The 16,441-nt window shown below is 63.0% G+C and carries 17 protein-coding genes; 11 read left to right on the forward strand and 6 right to left on the reverse strand.

The features are described from left to right. Positions 1–126: 126 nt before the first annotated feature. The 4 genes from ACFWEM_RS26990 (at position 127) to ACFWEM_RS27005 (ending at position 4,457) form a co-directional block, all read left to right on the forward strand. Positions 127–738, forward strand: a complete 612-nt coding sequence (locus ACFWEM_RS26990; RefSeq protein WP_020908101.1) for a heme-copper oxidase subunit III — start codon at positions 127–129, stop codon at positions 736–738. Between the two features lie 64 nt (positions 739–802). Continuing rightward, positions 803–1,654 carry a cytochrome c gene (locus tag ACFWEM_RS26995; protein ID WP_020908102.1) on the forward strand — a complete coding sequence of 284 codons (852 nt, stop codon included), beginning with the start codon at positions 803–805 and terminating at the stop codon, positions 1,652–1,654. After that, entirely contained in the window at positions 1,651–2,793 is a 1,143-nt protein-coding gene (locus ACFWEM_RS27000) for a ubiquinol-cytochrome c reductase iron-sulfur subunit (protein WP_020908103.1), read from the forward strand. Before ACFWEM_RS26995 ends, ACFWEM_RS27000 begins: the two co-directional genes overlap by 4 nt. Positions 2,794–2,852: 59 nt before the next feature. After that, complete coding sequence (locus ACFWEM_RS27005) at positions 2,853–4,457, forward strand: cytochrome bc complex cytochrome b subunit (RefSeq protein WP_378538906.1); 1,605 nt, start codon at positions 2,853–2,855, stop codon at positions 4,455–4,457. 150 nt (positions 4,458–4,607) lie between these two features. Here the strand turns inward: ACFWEM_RS27005 and ACFWEM_RS27010 are convergent, their stop codons facing one another. Next, positions 4,608–4,904 carry an antibiotic biosynthesis monooxygenase family protein gene (locus tag ACFWEM_RS27010; RefSeq protein ID WP_378538845.1) on the reverse strand — a complete coding sequence of 99 codons (297 nt, stop codon included), beginning with the start codon at positions 4,902–4,904 and terminating at the stop codon, positions 4,608–4,610. A 66-nt stretch (positions 4,905–4,970) separates the two neighbouring features. On the opposite strand from ACFWEM_RS27010, the gene ACFWEM_RS27015 reads away from it, so the two are divergent. After that, the gene (locus ACFWEM_RS27015; RefSeq protein WP_378538846.1) at positions 4,971–5,360 is read left to right on the forward strand and encodes a DUF3224 domain-containing protein; all 390 of its coding nucleotides are present in this window, start codon (positions 4,971–4,973) and stop codon (positions 5,358–5,360) included. Between the two features lie 126 nt (positions 5,361–5,486). Here the strand turns inward: ACFWEM_RS27015 and ACFWEM_RS27020 are convergent, their stop codons facing one another. Together ACFWEM_RS27020 and ACFWEM_RS27025 are read right to left on the reverse strand one after the other, a co-directional pair. Continuing rightward, positions 5,487–5,903 carry a cytochrome c oxidase subunit 4 gene (locus ACFWEM_RS27020; protein ID WP_003941723.1) on the reverse strand — a complete coding sequence of 139 codons (417 nt, stop codon included), beginning with the start codon at positions 5,901–5,903 and terminating at the stop codon, positions 5,487–5,489. 39 nt (positions 5,904–5,942) lie between these two features. Continuing rightward, complete coding sequence (locus ACFWEM_RS27025) at positions 5,943–7,007, reverse strand: cytochrome c oxidase subunit II (protein ID WP_030537048.1); 1,065 nt, start codon at positions 7,005–7,007, stop codon at positions 5,943–5,945. A gap of 320 nt (positions 7,008–7,327) precedes the next feature. Between ACFWEM_RS27025 and asnB the strand changes: the two genes are divergently transcribed. Continuing rightward, positions 7,328–9,253: an asparagine synthase (glutamine-hydrolyzing) gene (asnB, locus tag ACFWEM_RS27030; RefSeq protein WP_378538847.1), complete on the forward strand. Its 1,926-nt coding sequence runs from the start codon at positions 7,328–7,330 to the stop codon at positions 9,251–9,253. Positions 9,254–9,318: 65 nt separating this feature from the next. Here the strand turns inward: asnB and ACFWEM_RS27035 are convergent, their stop codons facing one another. The 3 genes from ACFWEM_RS27035 to ACFWEM_RS27045 form a co-directional block, all read right to left on the reverse strand. Next, positions 9,319–10,293, reverse strand: a complete 975-nt coding sequence (locus tag ACFWEM_RS27035; RefSeq protein ID WP_378538848.1) for a carbohydrate kinase family protein — start codon at positions 10,291–10,293, stop codon at positions 9,319–9,321. 196 nt (positions 10,294–10,489) lie between these two features. Beyond that, on the reverse strand, positions 10,490–10,840 hold the full coding sequence (locus ACFWEM_RS27040) for an iron-sulfur cluster assembly accessory protein (protein ID WP_007730053.1): 351 nt from the start codon (positions 10,838–10,840) through the stop codon (positions 10,490–10,492). Positions 10,841–10,956: 116 nt separating this feature from the next. Then, positions 10,957–12,057: a glycerate kinase gene (locus tag ACFWEM_RS27045; RefSeq protein ID WP_378538849.1), complete on the reverse strand. Its 1,101-nt coding sequence runs from the start codon at positions 12,055–12,057 to the stop codon at positions 10,957–10,959. Between the two features lie 134 nt (positions 12,058–12,191). Between ACFWEM_RS27045 and ACFWEM_RS27050 the strand changes: the two genes are divergently transcribed. From ACFWEM_RS27050 to ACFWEM_RS27070, 5 genes are all read left to right on the forward strand, one after another. Next, a complete protein-coding gene (locus tag ACFWEM_RS27050; protein WP_007730051.1) occupies positions 12,192–12,848 on the forward strand; it encodes a DUF3043 domain-containing protein in 657 nt (218 codons plus the stop codon). Positions 12,849–12,850: 2 nt separating this feature from the next. Continuing rightward, complete coding sequence (gene cobU / locus ACFWEM_RS27055; protein ID WP_378538850.1) at positions 12,851–13,438, forward strand: bifunctional adenosylcobinamide kinase/adenosylcobinamide-phosphate guanylyltransferase; 588 nt, start codon at positions 12,851–12,853, stop codon at positions 13,436–13,438. A 122-nt stretch (positions 13,439–13,560) separates the two neighbouring features. Continuing rightward, positions 13,561–14,619, forward strand: a complete 1,059-nt coding sequence (cobT, locus tag ACFWEM_RS27060; RefSeq protein ID WP_378538907.1) for a nicotinate-nucleotide--dimethylbenzimidazole phosphoribosyltransferase — start codon at positions 13,561–13,563, stop codon at positions 14,617–14,619. Between the two features lie 2 nt (positions 14,620–14,621). Continuing rightward, positions 14,622–15,389, forward strand: coding sequence for an adenosylcobinamide-GDP ribazoletransferase (locus tag ACFWEM_RS27065; protein ID WP_378538851.1), 768 nt, complete (start codon positions 14,622–14,624; stop codon positions 15,387–15,389). A 9-nt stretch (positions 15,390–15,398) separates the two neighbouring features. After that, entirely contained in the window at positions 15,399–16,373 is a 975-nt protein-coding gene (locus ACFWEM_RS27070) for a GlxA family transcriptional regulator (protein WP_378538852.1), read from the forward strand. The last annotated feature ends 68 nt before the right edge of the window (positions 16,374–16,441 follow it).

A 16,441-nucleotide genomic window follows, 5' to 3' on the forward strand; every position in this document is an offset into this window, starting at 1 on the left:
GCGCCAGCATATTCCGACCACGCCACCAGCGCGTTCGCCGCCCGATCCCGCGAACTCGAGCCGAGCGACGCGCCGATGGTGGACCCGAGTGGTCGTCTCTTACGACGAAGCGTCATACTTCTGTCTGTGACGAGCGCAGTAGGGACTTCAGGATCGGCAATCACCCAACGCGTGCACTCGCTGAACCGGCCGAATATGGTCAGCGTTGGCACCATCGTGTGGTTGTCAAGTGAGCTCATGTTCTTCGCAGGACTCTTTGCCATGTACTTCGTGGCACGAGCTCAGGCGAACGGAAATTGGCCGCCGGAGCCAACCGAATTGAACCTGTATCTGGCCGTGCCGGTGACCTTGGTGCTGATCGCATCTTCGTTCACCTGCCAGATGGGTGTCTTCGCGGCTGAGCGTGGCGACGTCTTCGGACTTCGTCGCTGGTACACCATCACCTTGATCATGGGGGCGTTCTTCGTCTCCGGCCAGGGTTACGAGTACTACCACCTTGTGCACGAGGGCACCACGATTTCGAGCAGCGTGTACGGCTCGGTGTTCTACATGACCACCGGCTTCCACGGTTTGCACGTCATCGGCGGTCTCATCGCCTTCGTCTTCTTGATCGCACGTACCCGGGTCAGCAAGTTCACGCCCGCCCAGGCCACCGCCGCGATCGTTGTTTCGTACTACTGGCACTTTGTCGACATCGTGTGGATCGCGCTGTTTGCCACGATTTATTTCATCCGTTAATCAGCTGTACGCCCCAGGCAGCCCCTGACGTCCAGTTCCGTCCCGACATACCAAAGGGATACAGATGAGTTCATCCCCCCCTCCCGCATCCGATAACTCAGCGAATGCCGCGAAGTCGCGTCGCCAGCGGAAAATCCGCCGGCGCGTTACCGGCGCGCTCGTATTGATGATGGGATTGATCAGCGCAGGTTTCCTCGCTTCGGCGTTGACACCAGCTCCGCAGGTTGCGACCGCCAGTGACGATTCAGCAGCCCTGATTCGTGAAGGCAAGCAGCTCTACGACACGTCATGCATCACGTGCCACGGCGCGAACTTGCAGGGCGTGCAGGACCGCGGTCCCAGCCTCATCGGCGTCGGCGAAGCAGCCGTGTACTTCCAGGTCTCCTCTGGTCGTATGCCCGCAGCTCGCAACGAGGCCCAGGCTGCACGCAAGGACCCCAAGTTCGATGCTGCGCAGACCGACGCCCTCGGCGCTTTCATCCAGGCCAACGGCGGCGGCCCGACGCTCATCCGCGACGAGAACGGCGAAATCGCCCAGTCCTCGCTGCGCGGTGGCGACATCGGACGCGGCAGTGAGCTCTTCCGGCTCAACTGCGCTTCCTGCCACAACTTCACCGGCCGCGGCGGCGCACTGTCCTCGGGCAAGTACGCCCCGGTCCTGGATCCGGCCAGCGAGCAGCAGATCTACGCTGCCATGGTTACCGGCCCCCAGAACATGCCGAAGTTCTCGGATCGTCAGCTGACGATCGAGGAGAAGAAGGACATCATCGCCTACGTCAAGTCGTCGGGCGAGTCGAAGGACCCCGGTGGGTACGGGCTCGGTGGCCTCGGTCCGGCCTCTGAGGGTCTCGCCATGTGGGCCGTCGGAATCATCGCTGTCGTCGGTGCAGCATTGTGGATCGGAGCAAGGTCATGAGCGACGCTGGCCAGCATGGCGGCGATACGCCTAAGAAGTACACAGATGAAGAGCTCGACGCGATGTCACGCGACGACCTGGTCAAGCTGGGTACCAATCTCGATGGCGTCGACGTCGTCTACCGCCGTGATCGTTGGTCGGTAAAGGGCACCAGGGCGGAGAAGCGCGCAGAGCGCAACGTCGCCTTCTGGTTCGGCCTCGCCGGCGTTTCGGCGATCGCGTTCATCGCGATCTACCTGTTCTGGCCCTGGGAGTACGCCGGTGCCGGTGACGAGAACTACGGCAAGTACAGCCTGTACACCCCGCTGATCGGCCTGACCATGGGTCTGGCGATCCTCGGCGTCGGTATCGGTGCCGTTCAGTTCACGAAGAAGTTCATCCCCGAAGAGGTTTCGATCCAGGATCGCCACGACGGTGGTTCCACAGAGGTCGATCGTCGCACGATCGTTGCCGAACTCGGTGACACCCTCGATACGTCCACCCTCCCCCGCCGCAAGGCCATCAAGCGCAGCTTGATGTTCGGTGGTGGCGCACTCGGCGTCATGATGGTCATGCCTCTCGGCGGACTCATCAAGAACCCGTGGGCCAAGGGCGACGACTCACCCCTGTGGGTGTCCGGCTGGACCCCCAACTACCCGGGCGAGACCATCTACCTGCGTCGTGACACCGGCCGTCCCGAGGACATCGTCCTCGTTCGCCCGGAAGATCTCGATGCCGGATCGATGGAAACGGTCTTCCCGTTCCGCGAGTCCGACCGTGGCGACGAGCATGCTCTGCTCGCAGCACTGCGCGGCATTCGCAACTCGGTGATGCTCATCCGCCTGCGCACGGAAGACACCGCGCGTGTCACCAAGCGCAAGGGCCAGGAAAGCTTCAACTACGGCGACTACTTCGCCTACTCGAAGATCTGCACCCACCTGGGTTGCCCCACCTCGCTCTACGAACAGCAGAGCAACCGTATTCTGTGCCCCTGCCACCAGTCGCAGTTCGACGCACTGACCTACGGCAAGCCGATCTTCGGTCCCGCTGCTCGCGCACTTCCGCAGTTGCCTATTACAGTGAACGAAGAGGGCTTCCTGGTCGCCGACGGTGACTTCATCGAAGCACTCGGCCCGGCATTTTGGGAGCGTCGACCGTGACCACAACAACAACCAAACCGTCCAAGATCAGCGCGGCAGCGGCTGGACACGCGGAGGCTATGGACTCCCGCTACCACCTCGCTGCAGGCATGCGCAGGCAGATCAACAAGGTCTTCCCGACGCACTGGTCCTTCATGCTCGGCGAGATCGCGCTGTACAGCTTCGTGATCCTGCTGATCTCCGGTGTGTTCCTGACGCTGTTCTTCGATCCGTCGATGGCACACGTCGTCTACCAGGGCGCATACCAGCCGCTACGCGGTGTGACGATGTCTCGCGCCTACGAGACGACCCTGAACATCTCCTTCGAGGTGCGCGGCGGTCTCTTCGTTCGCCAGATTCACCACTGGGCTGCACTGATGTTCGCGGCGTCGATCATCGTTCACCTCGCTCGCATCTTCTTCACCGGCGCATTCCGCCGCCCGCGTGAAGCGAACTGGGTCATCGGCTGCCTGCTGCTCATCCTGGCGATGTTCGAAGGCTTCTTCGGTTACACCATCCCCGACGACCTGCTCTCGGGCACCGGCCTCCGCGCCGCCTTCGGTGGTATCACGATGAGTATCCCGATCGTCGGTACCTGGATGCACTGGCTGATCTTCGACGGCGACTTCCCCGGCGACCTCATCATTCCGCGCCTCTACGTCGCGCACGTGCTGCTGTTCCCGGGCATCATCTTGGCCCTGATCGCCGGCCACCTCGCGTTGGTCTGGTACCAGAAGCACACGCAGTTCCCCGGCCCCGGCCGTACGGAACAGAACGTCGTCGGCGTTCGTATTCTCCCGGTCTTCGCGATGAAGGGTGGCGCGTTCTTCGCCATGACCTTCGGCGTGCTCGCACTGCTCGGCGGTCTGTTCCAGATCAACCCCGTGTGGAACATCGGTCCGTACAACCCGTCTCAGGTCTCGGCTGGTTCCCAGCCCGATATCTACATGATGTGGACGGACGGCCTTGCTCGACTGTGGCCGGCGTGGGAGATCTACCTGTTCAACCGCTACACGATCCCCGCTGTGTTCGCCGTCGCCCTGATCATGGGTCTCGTGTTCGCACTGTTGATCGCGTACCCGTGGATCGAGAAGCGCCTCACCGGAGACGACGCTCACCACAACATCTTGCAGCGCCCGCGCGACGTGCCGGTCCGTACCGCTATCGGTGCAATGTCCATCGCGTTCTACCTGGTGCTCACGATCTCCTGCATCAACGACATCATCGCGTACCACCTGCACATCTCGCTGAATGCAATGACGTGGATCGGCCGTATCGGCATGGTCATCCTTCCGCCCATTGCGTACTTCGTGACGTACCGGTTCTGCATCGGCCTGCAACGCAGTGACCGTGCAGTCCTCGAGCACGGCATCGAGACCGGCATCATCAAGCGGATGCCGAACGGCCAGTACATCGAGATCCACCAGCCGCTCGGCCCCGTCGACGAGCACGGACACCCGATCCCGCTCGAGTACCAGGGTGCAGCTGTCCCGAAGAAGATGAACAAGCTCGGCCTCGCCGGTAAGCCCGGTAGCGGTAGCCTCATCACCGCTGACCCGGTCGAGGAGAGCGAGGCTCTCGAAGCCGCTCATCACGAAGCTGAGCACGAGCAGCTTCAGATCCTTCTGGACTACCAGAACCGAACCAACGGCAAGACCAACGGTTCCAGTGGAGAACTCCACTAAGAACGACAGCTGACCAGTGAGGCCCCGAACCGGATTCCGGTTCGGGGCCTCACTCGTTCTCTGAGCGATTCAGTTCGAAGAACCACCAGGTGTTCTGCCACTCCCCCGGTTCGCCGTATGCGGCCGGTGTGAAGGGCAGTACGCCCAATCTCAGACCTCGAAGACGGACGAATAGTGCTCGACCGTCGGGAACGGTTCGTAGAAGTGATGGAGAAGTTCTCGCCACTTCTCGTATCCCGCGGACTGACGGAACCCGATGGTGTGAGACTCCAAGTCCTCCCACTCGACGAGCAGGAGGTACCGTTCCGGCGCTTCCACGCAGCGCGAGAGCCGCAGCCTGATGAATCCGGGAACCTCGGAGATGATGGCGCGGGCCACGTCGAACGCGGACTCGAATTGCGCTGACTGCGCCGGATCGACCTGCAGGACGGCATGTTCGAGGATCATAGGCGAAGTGTCGCACGTTCTCGAGAGTCCCCACGAGGCGTTGCCGCCTGGTGAGATACTCGGACCATGACATCCCATGCGCGCGGCACCTTCGAGATCGATCTCCGCCCTGCCGATCCTGAGCTCGCCGGACGCGTCGGCCGCTTCGAGTTCGACAAGACATTCGTCGGCGGCATCGAAGGTACGTCGTCCGGCCTCATGCTGTCCGCGGGCGACCCGACACACGGTGAAGCCGGGTACGTCGCATTGGAGGTTGTCACCGGGCAAGTCGACGAAGCGGTGGGGTCGTTCGCCCTGCAGCAGTTCGGTCAGATGATCGACGGAACGCAGGAGCTCCTGTACGAGATCGTGCCGGGGTCCGGAACCGGCGAATTGAAGTGTATCTCGGGCACTCTCGAGCTCGAGGTCGTCGATGGTCTACACCGCTACGACCTCGAGTACCTACTCCACGTCTGACCGACAGCCGTTGATACTCGGCAAGCTTGTCCGCCCTACACCTGCATCAACGACAACCCTGCATCAACGACAACAGAGGCGCCGAATCCGGATGGATTCGGCGCCTCTGTTCGAGTGCAGGTGAAACTAGTGCTTCTCGGGTCCGGTGTAGTACTCGAACACCAGGCCGGCAGCAGCGGCCAGCACACACACAACTGCGACTGCGATGAGCCACGGCTGGAAGTACGCCAGCGACACTGCCGCCAGAGCAGCAGCGGCGGCCAGCAGGATCGGCCAGAAGCTACCCGGGCTGAAGAAGCCCAGTTCTCCTGCACCGTCCGAGATTTCAGCGTCGTCGTAGTCCTCTGGACGGGTATCCAGACGACGAGCAACGAAGCGGAAGTAGGTACCCACGATGAGCGTCAGACCTGCAGACAGGACGATGGCCGTCAGTCCGGCCCACTCGATACCTGTGCGTGACAGAGCGGTGAACACTCCGTAGATGATCGCGACGAGAATGAAGAACATCGTCAGGATCTCGAAGAGCTTGGCTTCGATCTTCATATCAGCACTTGTCCTTGTTCAGTGAAGAGGCTGGCCGGCTCAGTTGCCTGCAGTGGCGACGGTTGCCTGACGGTACTCGCGGTCGGTGTTGAACGGCGTGGTCGACGTAGCCACCGGCGACTGACCGATTGCCTGCAGAGCCTCAGCGGTCGTCAGACCACCCTTGCCCTCCGCGTCACCCTTGCGCAGTTCGATGTACTTGGCGAAGTCCTCCGGCGAAACCGCACGAACCTCGAAGTTCATCATCGCGTGGAACGTGCCACACATTTCTGCACAACGCCCGACGAACGCGCCTTCCTTCTCGATCTCACTGATCTGGAAGATGTTGTCCGAGTGGTTCTCCTTGGGGTTCGGGAGAACGTCGCGCTTGAACAGGAACTCGGGCACCCAGAATGCGTGGATGACGTCCGAGGAAGCGAGTTCGAACTGGATTCGCTTGCCGGTGGGCAGAACGAGGATCGGGATCTCCTGGCTGGAGCCGACGGTCTCGATCTTGTCGTAGTGCAGGTAGCTCAGGTCCTCGGTGCTGTTGCCGTGGATCGGGCCGGGAACTTCTTCGCCGTGTTCGTTCACGGTGGAGCCCTCGGTCTTGGCAGCCTCTTCGGCCTCGACGTCGATTCCGTTGTACTTGGCGGAACCGTCACCGAACTCGATGGAGCGGTAGCCGAACTTCCAGTTCCACTGGAAGGCCGTGACGTCTACGACGACGTCAGGGTTGTCCGTCTTGTCCAGAACATGGTTCTGAACGATGACGGTGAAGTAGAAGAGAACCGCGATGATGACGAAGGGAACTGCCGTGTAACCGAGTTCGAGCGGCACGTTGTATGCCGTCTGACGCGGGAATTCCGGCGAGTCCTTCTTCTTACGGTGGAAGATGACGGCCCAGAAGACCAACCCCCACACCAGCACACCCATGACGAGGGCGGCTACAACCGACCACGTCCACAGCTCACGCATGCGCGTCGCCTCTGGGGTGATGCCCGAAGGCCACCCGAAACGAAGCACTTCGTTGTCGATGGAGCAACCCGACAGCAGCAAGGCAGCAATGCCCAGAGATACTGCCAGCCCCGCTCGCCGAAGGATCCGACCTTGCGCCACGTTCACGCCTTCCTGATCGCCACAAAATTCAACTAGGGCATGCCCGGAGGGAAGGCCCAATTACTACGCAGCGTAGACCAAAGCCGGGCGCTATCCATCCTCGGGTCCTCGCCCGTGTCGCGGCGGACGTCACACAGCTCTCTCAGGTGCTGCTCAGGAACGGCTCAGGTCGTTTGGGCGACGCACATCACGTCGATTCATTCCGCCGCGATCGGCAGAGACGTCGATCTGCGGCATACTTTCGACAAGAGTTCGTTGACCTCTCCCCGACACTCGTGTCCGGGAGCCTTCTGTACGAAAAATTCTGAATCGAGGAACCGGACGCTGTGTGTGGACTGCTCGGGCTACTGACATCTGGCGGAACCAGCGAGGACGCCGTCTCGCGGGTCGACCAGGCGATGCATTGCCTTCGTCACCGCGGGCCGGACGAACACGGGACGTGGAATGACGACCACCTCGTCTTCGGGTTCAACCGCCTGGCGATCATCGACATCGCTCATTCCCACCAGCCGCTGCGTTGGGGCCCGCCGGAGAATCCGGAGCGTTACGCGCTCACGTTCAACGGCGAGATCTACAACTATCTGGAGATCCGCGCCGAGCTGGTCAAGGACCACGACGCGAAGTTCTTCACCGAGGGTGACTCGGAAGCCATCGTCGCTGCATTCCACTACTGGGGTGAAGATGCAGTCCGGCGCCTGCGCGGAATGTTCGCGTTCGCGATCTGGGACACCGACACACGTGAGCTGTTCATCGCGCGCGATCCGTTCGGTATCAAGCCGTTGTTCATCGCGACCGGCGGCGGCGGCACCGCGTTCGGCAGCGAAAAGAAGAGCCTGCTCGAACTCACCGACCTGATCGGCATCGGTACCGAACTGGATCCGCGCGCCATCGAGCACTACACCGTTCTGCAGTACGTACCGGAGCCGGAAACACTGCACAAGCAGATCCGACGCCTGGAATCGGGCAGCTTCGCGCGGGTGCGTCCGGGCGAGGAGCCCACGTTCACGCGGTACTTCACGCCGAAGTTCCCGGCCAAGCCTTTTGCGCCGGGCACGGAGAAGGCGCGCTACCAGGAAATCGCCGAGGCACTCGAGGATTCGGTTGCCAAGCACATGCGCGCCGACGTCACCGTCGGTTCGTTCCTGTCCGGCGGTATCGACTCCACTGCCATCGCGGCGCTGGCGATGCGTCACAACCCCAACCTGATCACTTTCACGACCGGTTTCGAACGAGAGGGCTATTCCGAGGTCGACGTTGCTGCAGAATCCGCCGAAGCGATCGGCGCGAAGCACGTCGTCAAGGTGGTCTCCCCCGCCGAGTTCGCCGCCGCCATTCCCGAGATCGTCTGGTACCTCGACGACCCGGTGGCCGATCCGGCATTGATTCCACTGTGGTTCATCGCGAAGGAAGCTCGCAAGCACGTCAAGGTGGTGCTGTCCGGCGAGGGCGCCGACGAGCTGTTCGGCGGCTACACGATCTACCGTGAACCGTTGTCGCTCAAGCCTTTCGAGTACCTCCCCAAGGGATTGCGTCGGGCCGCGGGCAAGTTGTCCGAACGCATCCCGGACGGCACTCGCGGCAAGAGTCTGCTCAACCGCGGTTCCTTGACGCTCGAGGAGCGCTACTACGGCAACGCTCGTAGCTTCAACGACGCTCAGCTTCGCGCCGTCCTGCGCGATTTCCGACCCGAGTGGACTCACCGGGACGTCACCGCACCGATCTACGCGCAGTCTCGGGACTGGGATCCGGTTGCCCGGATGCAGCATCTCGACTTGTTCACGTGGCTGCGAGGCGACATCCTTGTCAAGGCCGACAAGATGACGATGGCCAACTCGCTGGAACTGCGTGTGCCGTTCCTCGATCCCGAGGTCTTCGACGTCGCCTCACGCGTTCCGCTCGATCAGAAGATCACGAAGGACACAACCAAGTACGCGCTGCGTCAGGCCCTGGAAGGTATTGTGCCGCACCATGTTCTGCACCGCGCCAAGCTCGGATTCCCGGTTCCCCTGCGCCACTGGCTTCGCGGCACCGAACTCTTCGACTGGGCACATCTGCAGATCGAAGAGTCGGGAACCGACCACATCTTCGACAAGCAGGCCGTCGTGAAGATGCTCAACGATCACCGCGAGGGCGTTTCGGACCACAGCCGACGCCTGTGGACCGTCCTGACCTTCATGGTCTGGCACGGAATCTTCGTGGAGAAGCGCATCGTGCCGCAGATCCAGGAACCGGTGTACCCGGTCAATATCTAGGCCTTCGGCCCCGTGAGCGGTTAGGGAGTCTCCGGACTCCTCAACCACTCACGGGGCGCAGCCCCCTAGGGCAGAATCGTTGCGATCTCGTCCGCTGCCGCGCTGCCGTACGCCTCGGTGAGACGCTTGAGGGCCTCGTCGCGGTTGAACACCCACTCCTGGGTTCCGACGGTCTCGAGGATCAACACAGCGACCAGCGATCCCAGCTGGGCGGCACGCTCGAAGCTCAGACCAGCGCCGTGTGCGAGCAGGAAGCCGGCACGGAAGCCGTCGCCAACACCCGTCGGATCAACCTTGCCCGTCTCGGGCACTACGTCGACGCGCACCCAATTACCTTCGGCATCAACAATTTCCACACCCTTGGAGCCGAGGGTGGTGACGCGGATGCCGACCTGTGCGCGGATCTCTTCCTCACTCAGACCCGTCTTCTGCTGAAGCAGACCCCACTCGTACTCGTTGGTGAACAAGTACTTCGCACCGTGGATGAGCGCCTTGGCCTCGTCACCGGACAGGCGGGCAAGCTGCTGCGACGGATCAGCTGCGAACGGAATTCCGAGCAGGCGGCATTCGTCGGTATGGCGAACCATTGCTTCGGGGTCGTTTGCGCCGACCAGCACAAGATCCAGCGCACCCGCGGTCTTGGCCACTGCTGCGAGTTCGATCTCGCGGGCCTCGCTCATCGCGCCGGGGTAGAACGACGCGATCTGCGCCATGTCCTCGTCGGTGGTGCACACGAAACGCGCGGTGTGTGCCTTGTCCGAGATGCGGACCGCGCTGCAATCGACGCCGTTGTCCTCGAGCCAGGTGCGGTATTCGGCAAAGTCCGCGCCGACCGCACCGACGAGCAACGGCGATCCACCGAGCACGCCCATTGCGTAGGCGATGTTGCCGCCGACGCCGCCGCGGCGGATCACGAGGTCGTCCACCAGGAAGCTCAGCGAAATGTGGGCGAGCTGATCGGCGAGGAGCTGATCGGCGAAGCGGCCGGGAAAGCGCATCAAGTGGTCGGTGGCAATGGAACCGGTTACCGCAATAGTCACGGATCGTGGCCTTTCAGCGAAGTGAGTACAAGAATGAAAGAGGAGCAAAAGTTCACGTTACTGCCCGTAGCGCCGTCTTTGGCACCCGAGCCGTCAGATCGGAACCGCCTGGGTACGAGTCACCACAAACAACTGACGCGAAACCGAATGTCGGTTCCGCGTCAGTTGTTTGCGAATTGAGTTGTGATCGACGGACTCAGTTGAACGAGTCACCGCAGGCGCAGGAGCCTGTTGCGTTGGGGTTGTCGATCGAGAAGCCCTGCTGCTCGATGGTGTCGAGGAAGTCGATGGACGCACCTTCGACGTACGGCGCGCTCATCCGGTCGACAACCAGGTTGACGCCGTTGAAGTCGACGGTGAGGTCACCGTCGAGCGTGCGGTCGTCGAAGAACAGCTGGTACTTCAGTCCGGCACAGCCGCCGGGCTGCACTGCGATACGCAGCGCGAGGTCGTCGCGACCCTCCTGATCGAAGAGTGCCTTCGCCTTGGCGGATGCGGCCTCGGTCATCTTGACGCCGTGGGTGGCGGTCTCGTTCTGCACAGTCATGGGCTCTCCCTAATGTTCGTACCAACCCGTGAACGCTTCAACGGTACGCCGCTGCCGACTTATTCCCGCCAGTCCTTACCGGGTGCGATTCGTCTTCATCCTATCCGGTCTTCCCGTCACGGCAACGGCGCGTCGACGCTGGTGGATTCTGCGCTCTGTTGACCGCGCCAGATGTTCCACTCGCGCGCCGTATGTTCGGCGAGTCCCTCGAGACACGCCGACGCTTCGTTCATCGCACGTTCCACCGAACCCGCGAACTCTGTCACCGATTTCGCCTCGACGATCGAGGTCGACGCATAGTCCGGCTCGTCGAGCGTCACCTGGCCGGCAAAAACGAGCGTCGGAACGCCGTGCGCTGCCCCGGCCGAAGCGAGCGTTGTGACGAGTTTGCCTCGCAGCGATTGGTGGTCGAACTTGCCTTCGCCGGTGATCACCAGGTCGGCAGACTCCAATAGCGCTGCCTGCCCGGTCCGATCGGCGACGACGTCGGCCCCGGATCCCCGCTGCGCACCGAGCGCGAACAGCGCAGCACCGATACCACCTGCGGCGCCGGCGCCAGGAAGATCCGACACTCCCTTCCCGCTGATGGACTCCAACTGTTCTGCCCACATCGCATTTCTCGCTTCGAGGACGGCGATTGCCTCGGCGTCGGCGCCTTTTTGCGGGCCGAACACCGCTGCCGCACCGTGCTCGCCGAGAAGTACGTGTTCGACGTCGGTGGCCGCGACCAACTGAACGCCCGCCGCAGCCGCCGTTGCAGCCTCCAGGCCGCCCAGCGCCTCCACCAGTCCACGTCCCCCGTCTGTGCAGCAACTCCCACCAAGTCCGACGACGATCGTCTTCACGCCTTCCTCGAGCGCAGCCGCGATCAGTTCTCCGACACCGCGACTGTGCGCGGCGAGTGCGCTCGCACGCGTCGGCGGACCTCCGAGTCGGCCGAGCCCGACTGCTTCGGCCGACTCGATGTACGCCGTGCCCGAATCGAGCAGCCACTTCGCGTCGACGCCCGCGGTCAGCGGTCCGGATACTCGCGCGGACCGGATGTCGCCCCCCGCCGCGGCCAAGACGTCGACAAATCCCGGTCCCCCGTCCGATTGTGGAGCGGTGACGATGTCGTCATCGGGTCGGCCGCGTCGCCAACCGGCAGAAATGGACTCGGCCGCCTCGACGGCGGTCAGGGTCTCGCCGAATGAATCTGGAGCAACTATTACTCGCATAACCGAAGTCTAAGAGTGCCGAATGACCCCGATGTTTCGGTTTCTCGAGCGTTTAAGCGTCTTGCGCGATTGTGATTTTCAGAAAGACCGAGGTCGGTTTCCCAGACCGTGCACTTATCCAATAGCCTGGAGGTGTGAAATTGCTACGCCGCGGTGACTCAGACAACTCCGACAAACGTGACGTCGAGGGCACTGAGGCATCCTCGGCCTCCGAAGAGGCGCCCATCGAGCAGGTGGGCAAGGGCCGCCCAACACCCAAGCGTCGTGACGCCGAGGCGAAGAGGCGTGGCCCGGTTGCGCCTGCCCCGCTGACCGCGAAGGAAGCCCGCGCCCGCCGCAAGGCGACCCGCGGCTCCAAGGAGGACCGCAAGGCCGAAGCCGCCGAGCGTCGCGCATCGTCCGCAGACCGCCGCGCCCGCATGCTCGCCGGCGAGGACAAGTACCTGCTCCCCCGCGACAAGGGCCCGGTTCGCGCCTACGTCCGTGACTTCATCGATGCTCGCCGCAACCTCGTCGGGCTGTTCATGCCGCTCGCATTGATCCTCATCATGACAATGTTCGTCACGCCCGCGCTCCAGCAGATCGTCACGCTGGCAATGCTCGTGATGATGCTCTTCATGGTCGGTGAAGGCATCTGGCTCGGACGCATGATCAACAACCGCGTCGCCGAGCGCTTCCCCGACAGCACCGACGGCGGATTCAAGCTCGGCTGGTACGCGTTCGTTCGCGCGTCGCAGATCCGTAAGCTGCGCGCACCGAAGCCTCGCGTGGGGCCGGGCGACGCAATCTGAGTGTGACGAACACGTATAGAACTTTGGTCCTCGGCGGCGCGCGGTCTGGTAAGTCCGCGCACGCCGAGGATTTGGTTTGTGCAGGCCAGTTACCCGAAGATTCGGCACCGATCCGGTACCTGGCGACAGCGAAGCGCGATAACTCCGACGCCGACTGGGAAAGCCGGATCGATCAGCACCGGAGCAGACGGCCTTCTCACTGGTCGACCGTCGAGACCGCGGATGCAGGTGACCTCGCGGCGCAGCTCGAAAGCGATTCACACACAGCGACGTTGGTCGACGATCTGGGAACGTGGCTGACCACGGAACTGGACCGTCAGAGCGCCTGGGACGCACCGCGCGGCACCATCACGCCCGCTGCGGACAGCCTTGTCGCCGGCGTCGAGAACTACCGCGGATCCTTGGTACTGGTCAGCCCCGAAGTGGGGTTGGCCGTGATTCCCGAGACCCGGTCAGGACGATTGTTCCGCGACGAGATCGGCACTCTCAACGCTCGTATCGCCGCGGTGTGCGATCGTGTCGTACTAGTGGTTGCAGGGTTACCGCTCGTCTTGAAAGATACTGCTGCACAACCGGAAGGCACGATGTGAGTACCGACGCCAATTCAGGGGCCAATTCAGGGGCGAATCCAGTTGCCGACCCAGAATCCAACCCTGACGTCGCGCCTGCCAGTAGCGCCGACTTCGAACCTGTCACCCCGCCCGACCGCGACGTGCGCGCGCAGGCCGACGCACGTCAGCGTGACCTGACCAAGCCGGCCGGCTCACTGGGCCGCCTGGAGGCTCTCGCCGGTTGGGCATCGGCATGCCAAGGAGTTTGTCCTCCACATGCTTTCGCTCGGCCTCGCGTCGTCGTCTTCGCCGGTGATCACGGAATCGCCCGCAACGGTGTCTCCGCCTATCCCCCGGAAGTGACCGCACAGATGGTCGCCAACTTCCTCGGGGGCGGCGCGGCAGTCAACGTCCTCTCCGAGGTTGCCGGCGCCACCGTTCGCGTCGTCGACATCGCGGTGGACGGCGATACCGATCCGGCCGTCTCGAACCACAAGGTACGCAGGTCTTCCGGGTCCATCGACCGCGAAGACGCCATGTCGAACGAGGAAACCCTCCAGGCCATCGCTGCCGGCCGAGCGATCGCGGACGAGGAAATCGACGGGGGCGCAGACCTTCTCATCGCCGGCGACATGGGCATCGGCAACACCACACCCGCTACCGTGCTCATCGCCGCCCTGACGGACAGCGAACCCGTGGCGGTCGTGGGGCGAGGTACCGGTATCGACGACGCCGGGTGGATCCGCAAGACTGCCGCGATTCGCGATGCTCTCCGACGCGCTCGTCCGCACGTTCGCGACACAGTCGCGCTGCTGCGCACGTCTTCGGGTGCCGACCTCGCAGCGATGGCCGGCTTCCTGGCCCAGGCAGCGTCGCGTCGTACGCCGGTGATCCTCGACGGCGTCGTCGTCACCGCAGCCGCCATGGTCGCCGACGAGCTGGCTTTCGGCGCACGTGAATGGTGGGTCGCCGGGCACCGCTCCACGGAACCCGCACACACCATCGCGTTGACGCGAATGGGTCTCGAACCGATCGTCGAGTTCGACATGCGACTCGGCGAAGGGTCAGGCGCAGTCACAGCTCTCCCGATTCTTCAGGGCGCAGTGGCAATCCTGAGCAAGATGGCGACATTCTCCGAAGCCGGTGTCAGCACTCAGGGCAGCGCACCTGCCGACGAACCGGAGTCGATCGACCTGACCAAGACCGATACGGCGGAGTGAGCGTGGCGGGCCCGCTGTCCGGAGTGCCGCTGGCCTTCTCGTGGCTGACGGTCGTTCCGGTTCGTGGCCCCTCCGACATCGATCGAACTGCCGGCCGTCGCGCCATCACCGCCGCTCCGCTGACCGGAATCGCTCTCGGCATTGCCGCTACGTTTCTACTCTGGGGCGCAACCAGCATCGGCCTGAATCCCTTCCTCGCGGGCTTACTGACGGTCGGCGCACTCGCTCTCGGAACCCGCGGGATGCACGTCGACGGACTGGCGGACTCCGTCGACGGATTGGGTTGCTACGGTCCACCGGAGCGCGCCCGCGAAGTCATGCACAGCGGCGGCGCCGGACCCTTCGGGGTCGCCGCACTGTTCATCTTCCTTGGTCTGCAATCGGTCTCCTTCGGCGTCCTTGCTGTTGCCGACTCCCCCACGCAGTGGATCGCGGTCCTCGTATCTGTCGCTGCAGGCCGAGTCGCCGTCGTTTTTGCCTGCCGCCGAGGCGTTCTCGCGTCGAGCCCGAGCGGATTCGGTGCGCTCGTCGCCGATTCGCAGCCGCTGTGGGCCGCGCTCGTATGGTCGGTTCCGCTGATCGCCGTTTCTGCTTTTGCCACTGACCGGTGGTGGCTCGGCCCTCTCGTCACCACGTCGGCGCTGCTGATCAGTGTGCTGTGTGTGCGTCACTGCGTCCGGAGATTCGGCGGACTCAACGGCGATGTTCTCGGATTCGCGCTCGAACTCACGGTGACGCTGACGGCCGTCGGCCTCACTCTCGGACTGTGATCTGACGTCGTGCGAGTCGGAGTCCTGGCGTACGAGGGTTGCCTGGCGGCCGAGATCTTCGTTTTCACGGATCTTCTGCTGATCGCCAATCGCGTCGCCGATGGAGCGTCCACCGACCCATTCGAGGTGTCGGTCATCGCCGCGTCCGGCTCGCCCGTCGTTGCGGCGGGCGGATTTTCGATCGGCGCACAGGAGGGGCATCACGACATCGATCACCTGGTGGTGCCGGGGTTCGAACTTGTACCGTCCGAAGATCCCGCGACGCGCTTGTCGCTGTGGGACAGAGAAATCGAGTTCATCCGTGCCTGCGAGGCGCGGGGCGTTCGTGTGTCGTCAGTGTGCGTCGGCGCATATCTGCTGGGCGAGGCCGGACTTCTCGACGGGCGCCGCGCTACTACGTCGTGGCTGTACGGTGCCGACCTCGCGAGTCGATATCCCGATGCGACGGTTCGAACCGATTCGCTGATCGTCGATGACGACGGCGTCACCACCACTGCGGCGTTCACTGCAGCGCTCGACCTCGCCACAGCACTCGTGCGCGAGCATCTCGGCGACAAGATTGCGCGAACGACGGCAAAAATTACTCTGGCGCCGGAGAACCGAACCAGTCAATCTCCGTACGTTGTCGACTCGATGCTGCCCGTGAAGCACACCCAGTTTGCCGAGGCCGTCGGAAGCTGGTTGGTCGAACGGATAGCGGAGCCTTACGACTTGGATCTGCTGTCGGCTGCTTTTCGCGTGAGCACCCGAACAATGCTTCGGAAGTTCAACGACGAGACCGGGGAATCGCCGCGCGCCTACCTGCAGCGTGCACGGGTGCGAAAGGCCAAACGCCTCTTGGAATCCACCGATTGGTCACTCGGAAAGATTTTGGGACACATCGGTTATCAGGATCCTGGAACCTTCCGTCGAATGTTCGCCGACCGTGTCGGAATCAGCCCGGCGGACTACCGAAAGCGGTTCCGCGACGGCGGCACTGGATAAGTCGCGTGTGGCGAGCCCGCCCGAAAACGTGGCGAACCGCCCTCTTCTGTAGTTGATCCCGCACCGAA

The sequence above is a fragment of the Rhodococcus sp. NPDC060176 genome (genome assembly GCF_042728675.1).
Classification (GTDB): Bacteria; Actinomycetota; Actinomycetes; order Mycobacteriales; family Mycobacteriaceae; genus Rhodococcus_F.

What these genes read in the sequence shown, in the direction of transcription:
- ACFWEM_RS27015 (WP_378538846.1), top strand. Translation starts at nt 4,971, where the DNA reads ATGACATCCCATGCGCGCGGCACCTTCGAGATCGATCTCCGCCCTGCC.
- ACFWEM_RS27045 (WP_378538849.1), bottom strand. Translation starts at nt 12,057, where the DNA reads ATGCGAGTAATAGTTGCTCCAGATTCATTCGGCGAGACCCTGACCGCC.
- ACFWEM_RS26995 (WP_020908102.1), top strand. Translation starts at nt 803, where the DNA reads ATGAGTTCATCCCCCCCTCCCGCATCCGATAACTCAGCGAATGCCGCG.
- ACFWEM_RS27020 (WP_003941723.1), bottom strand. Translation starts at nt 5,903, where the DNA reads ATGAAGATCGAAGCCAAGCTCTTCGAGATCCTGACGATGTTCTTCATT.
- ACFWEM_RS27005 (WP_378538906.1), top strand. Translation starts at nt 2,853, where the DNA reads ATGGACTCCCGCTACCACCTCGCTGCAGGCATGCGCAGGCAGATCAAC.
- ACFWEM_RS27040 (WP_007730053.1), bottom strand. Translation starts at nt 10,840, where the DNA reads ATGACTGTGCAGAACGAGACCGCCACCCACGGCGTCAAGATGACCGAG.
- ACFWEM_RS27010 (WP_378538845.1), bottom strand. Translation starts at nt 4,904, where the DNA reads ATGATCCTCGAACATGCCGTCCTGCAGGTCGATCCGGCGCAGTCAGCG.
- ACFWEM_RS27000 (WP_020908103.1), top strand. Translation starts at nt 1,651, where the DNA reads ATGAGCGACGCTGGCCAGCATGGCGGCGATACGCCTAAGAAGTACACA.